Annotated in this window: 16 protein-coding genes and 1 tRNA gene; 13 read left to right on the forward strand and 4 right to left on the reverse strand. The window is 68.2% G+C overall.

Features of this window, described 5'->3' with window-relative positions:
- Nucleotides 1–64: 64 nt before the first annotated feature.
- From DPQ65_RS14610 to DPQ65_RS14625, 4 genes are all read left to right on the forward strand, one after another.
- The gene (locus DPQ65_RS14610; RefSeq protein ID WP_114908084.1) at nucleotides 65–1,201 is read left to right on the forward strand and encodes a calcium:cation antiporter; all 1,137 of its coding nucleotides are present in this window, start codon (nucleotides 65–67) and stop codon (nucleotides 1,199–1,201) included.
- Between the two features lie 163 nt (nucleotides 1,202–1,364).
- A complete protein-coding gene (locus tag DPQ65_RS14615) occupies nucleotides 1,365–1,802 on the forward strand; it encodes a nucleoside deaminase (RefSeq protein WP_114908160.1) in 438 nt (145 codons plus the stop codon).
- A gap of 102 nt (nucleotides 1,803–1,904) precedes the next feature.
- Nucleotides 1,905–2,177 carry a GlsB/YeaQ/YmgE family stress response membrane protein gene (locus DPQ65_RS14620; RefSeq protein ID WP_114908085.1) on the forward strand — a complete coding sequence of 91 codons (273 nt, stop codon included), beginning with the start codon at nucleotides 1,905–1,907 and terminating at the stop codon, nucleotides 2,175–2,177.
- A gap of 71 nt (nucleotides 2,178–2,248) precedes the next feature.
- Nucleotides 2,249–2,338: transfer RNA gene (locus DPQ65_RS14625), tRNA-Ser, on the forward strand.
- Between the two features lie 120 nt (nucleotides 2,339–2,458).
- Here DPQ65_RS14625 and DPQ65_RS14630 read toward each other — a convergent pair.
- The 4 genes from DPQ65_RS14630 to DPQ65_RS14645 are packed head-to-tail and all read right to left on the reverse strand — an operon-like array spanning nucleotide 2,459 to nucleotide 6,248.
- Nucleotides 2,459–2,986 carry a YdeI/OmpD-associated family protein gene (locus DPQ65_RS14630; RefSeq protein WP_114908161.1) on the reverse strand — a complete coding sequence of 176 codons (528 nt, stop codon included), beginning with the start codon at nucleotides 2,984–2,986 and terminating at the stop codon, nucleotides 2,459–2,461.
- A 10-nt stretch (nucleotides 2,987–2,996) separates the two neighbouring features.
- Nucleotides 2,997–4,481 carry an MFS transporter gene (locus DPQ65_RS14635; protein WP_114908086.1) on the reverse strand — a complete coding sequence of 495 codons (1,485 nt, stop codon included), beginning with the start codon at nucleotides 4,479–4,481 and terminating at the stop codon, nucleotides 2,997–2,999.
- Nucleotides 4,482–5,438 (reverse strand): electron transfer flavoprotein subunit alpha/FixB family protein, encoded by a 957-nt coding sequence (locus DPQ65_RS14640; RefSeq protein ID WP_114908087.1) that lies wholly within the window; start codon nucleotides 5,436–5,438, stop codon nucleotides 4,482–4,484.
- A gap of 30 nt (nucleotides 5,439–5,468) precedes the next feature.
- Entirely contained in the window at nucleotides 5,469–6,248 is a 780-nt protein-coding gene (locus DPQ65_RS14645) for an electron transfer flavoprotein subunit beta/FixA family protein (RefSeq protein WP_114908088.1), read from the reverse strand.
- A 276-nt stretch (nucleotides 6,249–6,524) separates the two neighbouring features.
- Here DPQ65_RS14645 and DPQ65_RS15925 point away from each other — a divergent pair, with 276 nt between their 5' ends.
- The 9 genes from DPQ65_RS15925 (at nucleotide 6,525) to DPQ65_RS14685 (ending at nucleotide 15,284) form a co-directional block, all read left to right on the forward strand.
- Entirely contained in the window at nucleotides 6,525–7,493 is a 969-nt protein-coding gene (locus DPQ65_RS15925) for an ABC transporter ATP-binding protein (RefSeq protein ID WP_202863161.1), read from the forward strand.
- Nucleotides 7,490–8,515, forward strand: a complete 1,026-nt coding sequence (locus DPQ65_RS15930; protein WP_202863162.1) for an ABC transporter ATP-binding protein — start codon at nucleotides 7,490–7,492, stop codon at nucleotides 8,513–8,515. Before DPQ65_RS15925 ends, DPQ65_RS15930 begins: the two co-directional genes overlap by 4 nt.
- Nucleotides 8,512–9,462, forward strand: a complete 951-nt coding sequence (locus DPQ65_RS14655) for an ABC transporter permease (RefSeq protein ID WP_114908089.1) — start codon at nucleotides 8,512–8,514, stop codon at nucleotides 9,460–9,462. The genes DPQ65_RS15930 and DPQ65_RS14655 overlap by 4 nt, the downstream gene beginning before the upstream one ends.
- Nucleotides 9,463–9,474: 12 nt before the next feature.
- Complete coding sequence (locus DPQ65_RS14660) at nucleotides 9,475–10,401, forward strand: ABC transporter permease (protein WP_114908090.1); 927 nt, start codon at nucleotides 9,475–9,477, stop codon at nucleotides 10,399–10,401.
- 35 nt (nucleotides 10,402–10,436) lie between these two features.
- A complete protein-coding gene (locus tag DPQ65_RS14665) occupies nucleotides 10,437–12,092 on the forward strand; it encodes an ABC transporter substrate-binding protein (protein ID WP_114908091.1) in 1,656 nt (551 codons plus the stop codon).
- On the forward strand, nucleotides 12,085–12,906 hold the full coding sequence (locus DPQ65_RS14670) for an MBL fold metallo-hydrolase (RefSeq protein WP_162802285.1): 822 nt from the start codon (nucleotides 12,085–12,087) through the stop codon (nucleotides 12,904–12,906). Before DPQ65_RS14665 ends, DPQ65_RS14670 begins: the two co-directional genes overlap by 8 nt.
- 3 nt (nucleotides 12,907–12,909) lie before the next feature.
- Nucleotides 12,910–13,332 (forward strand): Zn-ribbon domain-containing OB-fold protein, encoded by a 423-nt coding sequence (locus tag DPQ65_RS14675; RefSeq protein WP_114908093.1) that lies wholly within the window; start codon nucleotides 12,910–12,912, stop codon nucleotides 13,330–13,332.
- A complete protein-coding gene (locus DPQ65_RS14680; RefSeq protein ID WP_202863163.1) occupies nucleotides 13,329–14,477 on the forward strand; it encodes a thiolase C-terminal domain-containing protein in 1,149 nt (382 codons plus the stop codon). The genes DPQ65_RS14675 and DPQ65_RS14680 overlap by 4 nt, the downstream gene beginning before the upstream one ends.
- A 171-nt stretch (nucleotides 14,478–14,648) precedes the next feature.
- On the forward strand, nucleotides 14,649–15,284 hold the full coding sequence (locus DPQ65_RS14685; protein ID WP_114908094.1) for a TetR/AcrR family transcriptional regulator: 636 nt from the start codon (nucleotides 14,649–14,651) through the stop codon (nucleotides 15,282–15,284).
- Nucleotides 15,285–15,306 lie beyond the last annotated feature (22 nt).

The raw sequence follows: 15,306 nt of genomic DNA on the forward strand, positions 1-15,306 counted from the left end.
ACGGGACGACCCGTCCGGCTCGCTCGACACGGGGACGGCCTCGTGGAACAGGCCTCGATCCCTGATGCCCGCTGCCACCACCTCCGTCCTGACCCCCGTCGCCCTCGGGCGCCTCGTGCTCGGATGGGGCGCCGTCCTGGCCCTCCAACTCACCGGCACCCTGCTGCAGCCACCCGTCTCCGCCCCGCTCCTGGTCGGCGCCCTCGCGCTCATCGTCGGGGTGATCCTGGTGTGCGCCTTCGGGGTGGTCCACGAGGCGGAGCACCTCGCGCGTCGCCTGGGCGACCCCTACGGCTCCCTGGTGCTGACCCTCTCAATCGTGCTGATCGAGGTGGTCCTCATCTCTGCCGTCATGCTCGGCCCGGGCGAGCACACCACCATCGCCCGCGACTCGGTGATGGCCGTCTCGATGATCATCCTCAACGCGATCATCGGACTCTGCCTGCTCGTCGGTGGCTTGCGCCACGGCGGCCTGGCGCACAACCGCACCGGCACCTCGGCATACCTGGCCCTGTTGGTCGTGCTCTCGGCGCTGGCCTTCGCTCTGCCTGCCCTGATCGGCCGGTCCGGTTCCTACACGCCGGGCCAGGCCGTGCCCGTCGTCCTGCTGACCGTCGGGCTGTATGCCTTCTTCCTGGTGCGGCAGATGGGCGCCCAGGCCGATGACTTCCGCGAGGTCGACCCGTGCGTCGCCGCCCCATCGGGCGAGAACACCACCCCAGGGATCCGGCAGGTCATCGTCGAGCACCGCAGCGAGCTGCTCCTGCGCGCGGCCCTGCTCGTGGTGACCGTGCTGCCCATCGTGCTGCTCTCCCACGACATGGCCGGCCTGCTGGATGAGGGCCTGGGCAGACTGGGTGCACCCGTGGCGCTGTCCGGCATCCTGATCGCCGTCATCGTCTTCCTGCCGGAGTCGATCACCTCGGTGCGCGCGGCCCTGCAGGGTGAGATCCAGCGCATGAGCAACCTGTGCCACGGCGCGCTCGTCTCCACCGTCGGTCTGACGATCCCCGCGGTCCTGATCATCGGCGGGCTGACCGGTCAGACCGTGCTCCTGGCCGAGTCGCCGGCCAACCTGCTGCTCCTGGGTGTGACCCTGCTGCTGACCGTGACGACCTTCTCCGCGCCGCGGGTGACGGCGATGCACGGGGCCGCACACCTGGCCGTCTTCGCGGTCTATGGCATCGTCGTCTTCTCCTGAGCCGACGGCGCCGCCACGATCTGTCACGCTGGACCCACCCCGCGGAGGAGCACGCATGATGACCGAGCCGGACGAGGCACAGTCCCCCGACGGTCCGGCCGACCGGAGAGCCGCCCCGGTGAGCGGGGCGCCGGCCTGGGCCCACGGTGAGTATGCGGACTGGATGCGTCAGGCGCTCGACCTCGCCTCGGGTGCCCGCGCCGGTGGGGACGTGCCGATCGGTGCCCTGGTGATCTCGGCCGAGGGTGCCGTGGTCGGGCGCGGTTCCAACGTCCGGGAGGTGTTGCACGACCCGACCGGGCACGCGGAGGTGGTCGCCCTGCGGGAGGCGGGGGCCGCGCTGGGGGCCTGGCGGTTGGAGGGGTGCACCCTCGTGGTGACGCTCGAGCCGTGTGCCATGTGTGCCGGGGCCGCCGTGCTCGCGCGGGTGGCTCGGATCGTGTTCGGGGCCTGGGACCCGAAGGCCGGTGCGTGCGGGTCGGTGTGGGACCTGCCGCGCGACCGACGCGCGCTCCACAGCCCCGAAGTGGTCGGCGGCGTGTTCGAGGCCGAGTGTGCTGCGGCTCTCGTCGATTTCTTCGGCCCGCACCGCGGCAGCTGACCCGAACGCCCGGGGTGTCCGTCCGGAGCGCGAAGCGACCGAGCGACGCGTAGGGTCAACGCCGCGACACGGCAGGTTGCCGTGGCATGGAGAGGTGGACACATGGGTGCAGAAGTTGGTTGGATTGCCTGGGTCGTCATCGGTGGCCTGGCCGGGTGGCTCGGCAGCAAGATCATGGGCACCGATGCACAGCAGGGACTCTTGCTCAACATCGTGGTCGGCATCGTCGGTGCCCTCCTCGGCGGATTCCTGTTGGGTGCACTTGGCGTTGACATCGAAGGGGCAGGATATTTCTTCAGCTTCCTGACAGCGCTGCTCGGTGCGTGCATCCTGCTGTTCCTGGTCAAGTTGGTCACTGGACGCAACCGAACCTGACCACCCGGTGGTGGCATGCTCGGGTCGGTCAAATTTCCTGGCCGCCCACCGCCTCGGGTAACCTGCCAGGCGGTGGCGTGTCCGAGCGGCCTAAGGAGCACGCCTCGAAAGCGTGTGAGGGCGCAAGTCCTCCGTGGGTTCAAATCCCACCGCCACCGCCAGTCGCCCCAGGGCACGCAGAGACCCCCGACAATGTCGGGGGTCTCTGCGTCTGTGGGAAGGCAGTGGAGGGCGTCCGGCGCCGATGTTGTGCGGCCCGGGTTGTGTGGCTCTGACAGACATCACCCAGCGTCGATCAGCTTGCCGCCGCGCGAGAGCTCGGGGTCGGTGCAGGAGGCGAGGTCGAAGCAGCACGGGCGGCGCTTGCCGTCTCGCAGCTTGGAGATGGTGACCTCCACCCGGCGTTCGCGCGTCCCGGGGCTCCGGGTCGCCCGCACCCAGCGCACCCACTCCCAGCGGGCCATCGGCGTGATGTCGGCCCACTCCTCGGCGATGTCCGGTGCTGCGTCCAGGGCGGCGCTCAGATCCTCGGGCAGCTCTGGCTCGGGCCAGGCCTTCGTCGGCGTGAGCTGCCCGCTCACTGCGGTGCCGTCCTGCAGGGCCAGGGCCTGCTCCAGCTGGTCATCGACCGCCACCCAGTGACCCTTGCGGCCATCGGGCTCGAGCACCGTGGTGAACGAGTGCCCGTTGAGGTCCGCGTCGACCGCGACCTGACCCCGGGAGGGCAGGTGCGCGCTCGCCTCATCCGGCAGGGACACGATGAGCCGGTCACCGATGCGCTGGGCCTGTGTCTCGAATGCGATGGTCATGCCGACCACGCTAGCCAGCCCGAGGTGTCGCTGCTTCTCGAATCCTGATCGGTGCGGCGTCGGGCTCGTCCCGGATCCTCGCGGTGAGGACAGCGCTCAGGGCGCTGGTGACGATCATCAGCACGAACACCGCGATGAAGCCGGCCTTGAGACCGGCGAAGTGCTGGGGGTCCAGCGTCGCCTCGTAGAACGACGAACGCGCCTCGGCCGGCAGCATGCTGGTGGCCAGGAACAGGCTCATCGCGGTGGCGATCGAGCCGCCCATGCCCATGACGGTCAGGCGGACCCCGTTGACGACGCCCACCTCACTCTGCGGGGCGCAGCCGATGATCATCGCCGAGTTCAGGGTCGCGAAGACGCCGATCCCCAGGCCGAGGACCACCAGGGGCACCGCGACGATGATGTAGTCGAGGTCGTACAACAACGCCGGCAGCAGCGCGACGAGGGACCCGATGGTGGGCACCACGCTGAGGACCGCCGTCCGCCGGTCCCCGTGGCGTCGCGCGATCCGACTGGCGATCACCGAGCCGATCGTGACGCCCACTGCCAACGGGATGATCTTCACTCCGGCCTCGATCACCGAGTCGCCCCAGGCCACCTGGAAGTACAGGCCCACCAGGATCGCCGAGGTGAACCGCGGCATGACGGCCACCAGGCCGGCCAGGTTGGCCAGTCGGAACTGTGCGTTACGGAAGAGGGCGATCGGGAGGATCGGGTCCCGGGCCCTGCGCTCGACCCAGATCAGCACCGGCACAACGGCGATGGCCAGGCCGGTCCCGGACAACACACTGACGCTTCCGAGGCCCTCGGTCTGCACGAAGGACAGTGCGATCAACAGCGAGGCGAGAAAGACCAGGATGGCGAGGGCGCCGAGCAGGTCGATGCTCCCGGCGCGTGGTTCCCGGGGTGGCAGCTTGCCCAGCAGGAACAGCCCGAGGACGACGCACACGGCACACAGCGGGACCTGGATCCAGAAGATCCAGCGCCAGCCGAGCCCCTCGGCCGCGAAGCCACCCAGCACCGGGCCGAGCAACTGAGCCACGGAGACCCCTGCCAGGTAGATCCCCATCGCGAAGTTCAACCGGGCACCGGTGAACACCGAGGCGACGATCGCCCCGGTGTTGCACAGCAGCATCGCGTCCGCCACGGCCTGCAGGGCCAGGAGGGCCAGGACCACCTCGACCGAGGGGGCGAAGCCGATCAGCACCGCGCTGACCCCGAACAGGACCAACCCGGCCTGGAACATGCTCCGCCGACCGAAGATGTCCGCCAACCGGCCGAACGTCACCAGCAGGACCGTGCTGACCAGGCCCGGCGCCAGCAGCAACCACGTGGAGGCCAGGGCACTCGCCTCGAACTGGCGCACCACGACGGGCACGGCGATGCTCAGGATCGTCGTCGATGACGACACCATGAGCACGGTCAGCGTGACGAGGGCGAGGATCCCGTTCTCGGCCCGGGAGGTCGGCGTGAGCACGCCCCCGACGACTGGCACTCAGCCCTTCCGCGCCTGGATCTCTTCGGTGGCCTGCGGGAGCACCGTGAACAGGTCGCCGACGATGCCGAAGTCGACCAGCTCGAAGATCGGAGCCTCGGGGTCCTTGTTGATCGCGACGATCGTCTTGGAGGTCTGCATGCCGGCGCGGTGCTGGATCGCACCGGAGATGCCGGCGGCGACGTAGAGCTGCGGGGAGACCTGGACACCGGTCTGACCGACCTGGTTGGCGTGCGGATACCACCCGGCATCCACCGCGGCGCGGGAGGCGCCGACGGCGGCACCGAGGGAGTCGGCGAACGCCTCGACCGGGTTGAAGTCGCCGCCGGTGCCGCGGCCACCGGAGACCACGATCGCGGCCTCGGTCAGCTGCGGACGACCCGAGGCAGCCTTCTCCGTGCGGTCCACGATCCGGGCCGCGGTCGCCGCCTCGGACAGCGTGACGGTGACGGTCTCCTCCGCAGCGGCTCCCGGGGCTTCCTCTGCGGCAATGGAGTTGGGCTTGATCGTCACGATCGGGGTGCCTCGGGTGATGGTGGCACTGACCGTGTAGGCGGCGGCGAAGGCCGACTGCTGCGTCTGCACGCCGTCACCGCCGGGCTGGACGTCGATGGCGTCGGTGATCAGGCCGGACTCGGTTTTGATCGCCAGGCGTGCCGCGGTCTCCTTGCCCTCCGGGCTCGAGGGGAGCAGGACAGCAGCGGGGCTCGCCTGGGCCACGAGCTGGGCCAGGACCTCGGCGGTCGGGGCAACCAGGTGGTCGGTGACCGCGGGGTCCTCGACGCGGTAGACCTTGGCCGCGCCGTAGCGCGCCAGGTCCGCTTGTGCGGCCTCGAACCCCGTGCCGACGAAGACGGCCGAGGCCTCGCCGAGACGACGAGCTGCGGTCAGCAGCTCGCCCGTGGTCTTGCGGACTGCTCCGTCGATGTGGTCGACCAGCACCAGAACTTCAGTCATGACTCTTCTCCTCAGTGGGTATGCCGTGGGTCAGGCGAACTTGTGGGTGGCCAGGAACTCGGCGAGCGCCCTGCCGCCCGCGCCCTCGTCGGTGATGATCTGTCCCGCGGCTCGTGGTGGGCGGGGGACAACCTCGAGCACCCGGGTCCAGGCACCGGTCAGGCCGACCCGAGCGGCATCGACCCCCAGGTCGGCCAGCCCCCAGGTCTCCACCGGCTTCTTCTTGGCCGCCATGATCCCCTTGAAGGAGGGGTAGCGCGGCTCGTTGATCCGGTCGGTCACTGACACCACGGCCGGCAGCGTCGCCTCGATGGACTCACTCGCCGCATCGCCGTCCCGCCGGATCCGGGCGGTGCCGCCCTCGACGCTCAGCTCGGAGGCCAGGGTGATCTGGGGGAGCCCCAGCCGCTCGGCCAGCATGGCCGGCAGCACGCCCATCGTGCCGTCCGTGGACGCCATCCCGGTCAGCACGATGTCGACCTCGCCGATCTTTGTGATGGCCTCGGCCAGGACCAACGAGGTCGCCGGCGCGTCCGACCCGGCGATCGCGTCGTCCAGGATGTGCACGCCCTTGTCGGCGCCCATCTGCAGGGCCTTCTTGATTGCGTCAGCGGCATCGTCCGGGCCGATCGTCAGTGCGGTGACTTCGCCACCCGCGGCCTCAACCAGAGCCAACGCCGCCTCGATCGCATACTCATCGAGCTCGGACAGCAGCCCGTCGACACCTTCCCGGTCGGTGGTGTGGTCGGCCTCGAACCCGCGGTCCGACTGCGCGTCCGGCACGTGCTTGACACATACGACGATGTTCATCTGTGTGCTTCCCTTCTCAGTGGCAACCGGCCGATCGGCCGGTCTGTGACGGGGTCCGATCTGGCGTAGTTAAAGGTTTGGTCCAAAGCCTTGACAGTCGATCCGTCCCGGCTAGACTCACGTTCCATCCTAGAGTCTCATTCTAGGACCGGCTTCGAAATATGGTTCATGTCACATGGCCACATTGCCCGCGGAGCCGCCCATGACCTCAGAGTGGAGGGCACCGGAGTGGAGAACGAGAGCGGCCGAGTCCTGTTGGACGTTCAGGACCTGTCAGTGGAGTTTCGCACCGGCGGTGGAGTGTTGGAGGCACTCTCCGGCGTCAACCTCACGGTGCGCCAGGGGGAAGTTGTCGCGGTCGTGGGGGAGTCCGGTTCCGGCAAGAGCGTGACCGCCCTGGGCGTCATGGGGCTGCTCGGCAACGGTCGGGTCAGTTCCGGCCGGATCATGTGGGACGACTACACCGACCTGGCGACGGCGCGGCCCAAGAACTTCCGGGCGATCCGTGGCAACGACATCGCGATGATCTTCCAGGACCCCATGACGTCGCTGGACCCGCTCTACACGGTCGGCAACCAGTTGTCGGAGGCCCTCCGGCTGCACCGCAGGATGAGGCGCCGGGAGGCGCGGGCGGAGGCCATCGACCTCCTGGGCATGGTCGGCATCCCCGACCCGGGGTCCAAGGTCGACGCCTACCCGCACCAGATGTCCGGCGGTCAGCGCCAACGCGTGATGATCGCCATCGCCCTCGCCTGCTCACCGCGCCTGCTGATCGCCGATGAGCCCACGACGGCGCTGGACGTCACCGTTGAGGCCCAGGTGCTCTCGCTCCTGCGGGATCTGCAGCGCGACAAGAACGTCAGTCTGATGCTCATCACCCACGACATGGGCGTCGTGGCAGAGATGGCAGACCGGGTGGTGGTCTTCTATGCCGGACGCGTGGCCGAGCAGGGCACGGTCGATGACATCCTCCAGAACCCGCGCCACCCCTACACCCAGGCCCTGCTCCGGGCGATCCCACGCCCCAGCACCCCGCGGGACGAGCCGATGCCGGCGATCGCCGGCAATGTCCCCGCCCTCCACGAGATGCCCGCTGGCTGCCGCTTCGCAGACCGGTGCCCGCTGGTCCACGACCGTTGTGTCGAGCAGCCGCCGCACGTCGCGATCTCCTCGGAGCACTCGACAGCGTGCTGGCTCGCCACCGACGACCGCTCGTCTGCCGTCCTCGAAGGGAGCCCGGCATGACCCTCTCAGCCACTCTTGACAGCAGGTCGCAGGGCCAGGAGCAGGCGCCGCTGCTGCAGGTCACCGACCTGGTGAAACACTTTCCGGTCGGCGGCGGGCTCTTGCGCAAGGAGTCTCCGCCGGTCCGGGCCGTTGACGGTGTCTCCTTCAGCCTCGGCCGCGGCGAGACCCTCGGGCTGGTCGGCGAGTCGGGCTCGGGCAAGTCAACCCTGGGACGACTCGTCCTGCGGCTGCTCGACCCGACCGCGGGATCCGTGGTCTTCGACGGGCAGGACATCACCACGAGCCGCCAGTCGCAGGTCAAGCCGTTGCGCCGGCGGATGCAGCTGATCTTCCAGGACCCGGTGAGTTCTTTCAACCCCCGGATGACGATTGAGGAGCTCCTCCTGGAGCCGATGGTCGTGCACGGCATCGGCACACCGACCGAGCGCAAACGCCGGTGCGTCGAGCTCCTCGACCAGGTGGGCCTGGCCTCCAGCGCCCTGGCCAAGTATCCCCACCAGTTCTCCGGCGGCCAGGCCCAGCGCATCGGCATCGCCCGGGCCCTGACGACCGACCCCGAGCTGCTGGTGTGCGACGAGGCCGTGAGCGCCCTCGACGTGTCCATCCAGGCTCAGGTGCTCAACCTGCTGAAGTCGATCCAACAGGAGCAGGGCATCAGCTTTCTGTTCATCGCGCACGACCTCAATGTGGTCCGGTACATCTCCGACCGGGTGTGCGTGATGTATCTCGGCAAGCTCGCCGAGGTTGGGGGGAGCGACCAGATCATGGCCGAGCCGCGGCACCCCTACACCCAGGCGCTGATCCGCTCCATCCCCGCGGTGACCGCGAGCTCCAGCCGAGTGGAGCGCATTCCGCTGCAGGGAGAGATCCCCAACCCCAGTCGCCCACCTGCCGGCTGCACCTTCCACACCCGGTGCCCCCTGCGGTTCGACGCCTGCGACCAAGACGTTCCGACGCTCCATGAGCGGGACGGTTCCCTGGTCGCCTGTCACCTCTACCGCCCGGAGGCCTCGGCATGATCGGCTACGCGATCCGGCGCACGCTCTACGGGCTACTCGTGCTGTTCCTGATCACCACCTTCGTCTTCGTGGTGCTACGCCTCATCCCTGGAGATGTCGTGCGGCTCCAGCTGGCCGACGCCCCCGGGGTGACTCAGGCGCAGGTTGATGCCCTCGCGGCAGAACTGGGCCTGGACCAACCGGTGTTCACCCAGTTCTGGTCGTTTATCTCTGGAGCCGTGACCGGCGATCTGGGCACGTCCTTCGAGACCCGGCTGCCGGTCACCGAGATGATCGTCGAGCGGCTGCCAGCCACCCTGGAGCTGGGTCTGCTGGCCATTATGTTCAGCGTTGTGCTCGGTGTGCCGCTGGGCATCATCTCGGCCATCCGGCACAACTCCTTCCTCGACCAGTCCCTGCGCCTGGTGTCGGTCGCCGGCATCTCCGTGCCGAACTTCTGGCTGGCGCTGCTACTCATCACCTACCTGTCCATCTGGTTCGGCTGGTCCCAGCCCTTGGTCTATGCCGCACCGTGGGAGAACCTCGGGACCAACTTGGCCATCATGGCGATCCCGGCCCTCGCGCTGGGCACCTCCGCGATGGCGGCGGTCTCCCGCATGCTGCGCTCCTCGATGCTGGAGGTGACCCAGTCCAACTTTGTGCGCACCGTCCGGTCCCGGGGGGCACCCGAGCGCCTGGTGATCCTCAAGCACGCCGGTCGCAACTCGATCCTGCCGGTCTTCACGCTGCTGGGTCTGCAGTTCGGCAACATCCTCGGCGGGACCGTGATCCTCGAGTCGATCTTCTCGATCCCGGGCATGGGGTCACTGATCTTCACGTCCGTCCAGATGCGTGACTACCCAGTGGTCCTGGGCTGCGTCATCTTCTACGGCGCCGTGTTCATCTTCGTGAACCTCCTGGTGGACCTCGTCTACGCCGTCATCGATCCCCGCATCCGCTACTCCTGAGGGAGATCTGTCATGTCGATCGTTCAGCAGTCCGACGCCGACCAGGCGCGCGATGCCGTCAGCACCGATGGCAGCACACCACCCCCGGTGGCGCGACCGCCGCGACGGCGCGCGCTCCTGCGCTTCGCCAAGCAGCAGCCCTTCGGGCTGGCCGCACTCATCCTGATCACGTGCTTCGTGGTGATGGCTGCGCTCTGCCCATGGCTGGCGCCCTACGACCCCCTGGAGCAGCACCGCGGCAGCATCATGCTCCCGCCCAGCCCCGAGCACCTGATGGGCACCGACGACCTCGGTCGCGACGTGCTCAGCAGGACGTTGTACGGCGCACGCACCAGCCTGCTGGTCGCGGTCTTCACCATGATGCTCGGAGGGGTCGTGGGCATCCTGCTCGGCACGGTGTCCGGATACTTCGGAGGTAGCTGGGTGGACACGATCATCCAGCGGGTGATGGACACCCTCATGGCGATCCCCTCGATCGTCCTGCTGCTGTTCGTCGCCGCGCTGCTCGGCCCGAGCATCCGCAACACGGTGATCGCGCTGAGCCTGCTGGTCGTCCCACAGTTCAACCGAGTCACCCGTGGCGAGATGCTGCGGATCCGGGAGGAGACCTTCGTCGAGGCTGCACGGGCCATCGGCTGCAGTCCCTGGCGCATCCTGACCCGCTATGGCCTGCCGAACCTGTTGGCGCCGTTGTTCGTCCTCGGCTCCTTGGTCTTCGCCGGCATGATGATCGCCGAGTCCGCCCTGAGCTTCCTCGGCATCGGGACGCCGCCGCCGACCCCCTCGTGGGGCCGGATGCTGAGCGAGGGGTCGGCCTCCCTTGAGATCGCCCCGTGGATTGCGTTCTACCCCGGCCTGGCCCTGTCCGTGTCCGTGCTCGCCTTCAACCTGCTCGGTGATGCGATGCGCGACTTCCTCGACCCCAAGCAGCACCGCTGACCCTCCCCACCGGCACCACCTTCCAAGGAGATTTCATGAGCACAGCACGCAGCCGAGCCCGCCTACTGATCGCCGGGGTCGCCGTGGTGGCCACGACGAGCGCCTGTTTCGGCGGCGCTGCCGGCCAGAGCGGCAGCGACAGCACCGACCCCAGCGCCGACCAACCCCAGGAGGATGCCGGCGACCCGGTGGCCGGGGGTGTCCTGCAGATGGCCACACCCTCCGACGCCCGCTCCCTCGACCCCCACCGAGAGGCGTCCTACAACACGCACGCCGCCATCGGCTCGGTCTACAGCCGCCTCACCGCCTTCAAGACAGGTGAGGACGTCGAGTACGGCACGACCGAGGTGGAGGGCGACCTGGCAGAGGACTGGGAGGCCAACGAGGACAGCACCGAGTGGACCTTCCACCTACGCGAGGGAGTCACCTTCCACGACAAGGCACCGGTCAACGGCCGCGAGTTCACCTCCGCAGACGTGCTGTGCACCATCGAGCGGATCCAGACCCTTCCGGGTCACCAGCTCGGTCTGATCAGCGAGGTCACCGACATCGCGGCACCGGATGACTACACGGTGACCTTCACCCTCGCCAGCCCCAACGTGGACTTCGACCGGGTGGTAGCCAACCCGTTCCTGGTGATTCTGCCCTGCGAGGGCACCAACGAGGAGTTCAACCTCGACACCGAGGCCATCGGCACGGGAGCCTTCGTCCTGGACGAGTGGTCCCGGGACCGCGAGCGCACCCTCAGCGCCAACCCGGACTACTTCGTCGAGGACCGGCCCTACCTGGACGGCTACCACGTCACGATCATGCCGGACGCGCAGTCGCAGACCGCGGCGCTGCGCAGCGGGAAGCTCCAGCTGATGACGGGCCTGTCCACGGACGCCCGTGCGGTGGACACGCTGCTCTCGCAGGTCGACGGTCTGCGGCTGCGCCAGGAGGGCGGGTCCACCCAGACCCGCGTCTATCTCAATGTCAACGAGGAGCCCTTCGACGACCTCAACGTCCGCAGGGCCGTGGCGCACGCCATCGACCGCGAGGGCATGATCGAGGGACTGCGCGCTGGGGGTAGCCTGTCCGGCCCGGTCACTCCTTCCTTCGAGGGAGCTCTGAGCTCCGAGGAGGTCGCCGAGCTCACGCCCTACGACCCGGAGCTGGCCAAGGAGCTGCTGGCGGAGGCGGGCTACCCCGACGGCTTCTCACTCGAGATGAAGGTGACCGACGGCTATGGCGAGACGGTCGTCAAGGAGGCCCAGTGGGTCCAGCAGGACCTCGCCGAGGTCGGCATCGACGTCGAGATCAAGATCGAGGACTATGCCACCTACTACGGCGACTCCTGGGCCCAGCAGAACTACGTCATCGCCTACGGCCTGCAGACCCCGATGCTGTCGGCAGATGAGTACCTCACCGCGGAGTACCTCTCGGACGGTGGGCGAAACTGGAACGGGGTCAACGACCCGAAGCTGGACGAGATGATCCAGGAGCAGCGCACCATCACCGACCCGGTCGAGCGTGACGAGAAGCTGCAGGAGATCCAGCGCTACATCATCACCGAGGTGTCCTCACCGCTGAGCCTGTACGTCTACGACGGGCAGACCATGATCTCCAGCGACGTCCAGGGCTACCACCCGCACCCCGACTACTCCTCGCGCGAGTACATGAACATCTGGCTGGTCGATGGTGGTGAGTGAGACGCAGATCGAGCCCGCGACAGGCCTGTGGCTCGAGGGGAGCACCCCACCCAGGCCAGGCGTTCCCCTCACCCTGCGCCCCGGCATACAGCTCTTCCTGGCCAACAACCCCAGTTCGTGGACCTTCGAGGGCACCAACACCTGGGTGCTCACGGACCAGGGCCAGGCGATCGTGGTGGACCCCGGGCCGGTGGACGAGCCCCACCAGCAGGCGGTGGCCGACTGGCTCGCAGCGCGCGAGGCGCACCTGGAACACCTGGTGATCTCCCACGGTCACTGGGACCACTCGGGCGGGGCCAAGCCCCTGGCCGCCCTCACCGGGTCCAGCGGTGTCACCGACCTGCGCGGCAGCGCCGACGGCACGCCGTTGCCGTTCGGTGGTGACAGTGGCGAGCACCTGCTGGTCTACCGCACGCCCGGGCACACCAGCGACGGGATCACCCTGCTGTGGCCCCGACACAAGGTCGCCTTTGTCGGCGACACCGCGCTGGCCCGGGTCAACCCCTACATCCACCACCCGGACGGGACCGTGACCGACATCCTCGAGTCGATGGACAAGCTCGCGGGCCTGCTCGATGACTCCTGGTTGATGCTCTCGGGACACGGCCCGGTCATCACCTCCCCGCGGAGCCACCTGGTGCGCCGGATGACCTCGCGGCAGCGGCGGATCGCGGAGGTCCGGGCCCACCACGAGGACGGTCTCGTCGAGGAACAGATCGTCAACGCCATGTATGGCGACCGTGGGGAGCAGACCCGCCGGGCGGCCGCCGCCACGGTGCAGGCGCTCCTCGCCCACATCACGGAAAGGAACTGATCCATGAGCACGCCCACCAAGTTCGTGCCGCAAGCTACGCCGGAGACCCAGCCCTACTGGGACGGCACGGCGGCCCGCGAACTGCGCATCCAGCAGTGTGTCCCCGAGCAGCACACCTTCTTCTATCCCCGCACCAGCTGTCCGACGTGCGGCACCGAGGAGGTGAAGTGGGTGACGGCCTCGGGCCGTGCCCGGCTGCACACCTATGTGATCTCGCACCGGCCCGCGCCCGGCTTCACTCCGCCCTATGTCATCGCGGTGGTCGAGCTCGAGGAGGGCCCGCGGATGATGACCAACCTGGTCGGCATCGACCCCGATCCCGATCTGCTCGAGCTCGACATGGACCTGGTCGTGGACTTCGAGGCACGCGGTGAGGACATCTCGGTGCCGGTCTTTCGTCCCACCGGCAGCAAGGAGGCAGCGTGAGCGACGTCGTCATCATGGGGGCGGCCGAGACCGACCAGCTCGGCAAGCTTCCCGACATCAGCACCCTGGAGCTGCACCTGCAGTCGGCTCGCAGCGCGTTGCGCGACGCCGGCCTGGGCATCGAGGACATCGACGGCATCGCGTCGGTCTCGGCGCCGGGTCCGGTGACCATCGCCCATGCGCTGGGCATCACCCCGAGCTGGGTCGACACCACCTCGGTCGGTGGCGCCTCCTTCCTGTTCCACGTGCGTCACGCGGTCGCCGCCATCCGGGCCGGCCAGGCCAACGCGGTCCTGATCACCCACGGTGAGTCGGGCCGCTCCCGCGTCGGTGCGCCACCGTGGGCGATGGCCAAGGACTCCCTGTCCGGGCAGTTCGAGTTCCCGTTCGGGGTGCTGGGGCCCCCGACGACCTTCAGCCTGCCGGTGATGCGCTTCCTGAAGGAGACCGGCACCACCATCGAGCAACTGGCCGAGGTGGCCGTCGCACAGCGCCGGTGGTCCTCCCAGAACCCGCGGGCCATGTTCCAGGAGGAGGTCAGCGTCCAGGACGTGCTGGACTCACGCCCGGTCGCCAGTCCGCTGACGCTGCTCATGTGCTGCCTGGTGACTGACGGCGGCGGGGCGCTCGTGGTCACCTCGCGTGAGTTCGCGGAGTCCCGGGGCACGGACCACCCGTTGGTGTCGGTGCTGGGCACGGGAGAGTGCGCCACCACGCCGATGATCTCGCAGATGGCGGACATGACGCGGTGTGAGCAGTTCGAGGTCTCGAGTCGACACGCGCTGCAGGAGGCGCGCCTGACGACCGACGACATCGACCACCTGATGATCTACGACGCCTTCGCGCACGTGCCGCTCTTTGGCCTCGAGGACATGGGCTTTGTCGGTCGTGGTGAGGCCGGCGCCTTTGTCGCCGACGGACACACCTCGCCCGGCGGGTCGCTTCCGATGAATACCAATGGCGGAGGGTTGTCCTACACGCATACGGGCATGTATGGAATGTTCGCCATCCAGGAGGCCGTCCGGCAGTTGCGCGGAGAGGCCGCAGCACAGGTCCCGGACGTCAGCACGAGCCTGGTCCTCGGCAATGGCGGAATGTTTATGAGCGCGGCCACTCTCGTGCTCGGAAATGCGGCAGCCGCCTGACCAGAAGATCATCGGCCGTCGGGCTCGTGTGCGGGCCCGACGGCCGCCTGAATATCCCATTACCCTGTTTGAGGAACAGGCTTGGGAAGCCGGTTTCGGGCTATCATCCGTCCCCAACAGAACGGGTGGTGTCCGGCACCAATCCACACCCGTGAATGGAGAGGACGGCTCATGACTGTGTTGGACGGGGAAGAGGGAGCGACTCCGCCTGCCACCAGCAATCGGCAGTGGAGCAAGACAAGTAGCACCCGGCGGACGATCCTCGCGGCCGCCGAGGACGTGTTCGTCGATCTGGGCTACTGGGAGTCCAACATATCCAACATCGTGGAGCGTTCCGGCTCCAGTGTCGGCAGTATCTATCATCATTTCGGGGGCAAGTCCGAGCTTTTCACGGCGCTCTGGGAGAGCTACTCCCAAACCCTGGGAGCCGTCGCCAACGAGGCCAGTCAGGCCTATCGTGAGGCGCACCCCAGTGAGGCGCCCATCGACGCCTTCTGTGAGGGTGCACGGGCCTACTGCATGCACACGTGGGGCAGCAGGCGCGGCCTCAGTCTCTTTTATTCGGGAGACACGCCACCGGGCTACGAGAAACTGCGTCGCCAGGGCAACAGTCGGTGGCTGAGGCGCAATGCAAAGCTCCTCGACCTCGGTGACACCAGGAGTGACGCTCTGGTCACCGCGTCCCTGACCGCGATCATTGCCGAGGCCTGCCGGCTCATCATCACGGTGGACACCGAGGAGGAGGCGCAGGAGGTCGCGGAGGCGGCAGTGGTGCTGCTCAGGGGGCTCTACGGCGCCAAGGCCTGAGCGGCCGCGGGCCCGGGTGACG

Origin of the sequence: Ornithinimicrobium murale (assembly GCF_003352835.1) — a bacterium.
Classification (GTDB): domain Bacteria; phylum Actinomycetota; class Actinomycetes; order Actinomycetales; family Dermatophilaceae; genus Ornithinicoccus; species Ornithinicoccus muralis.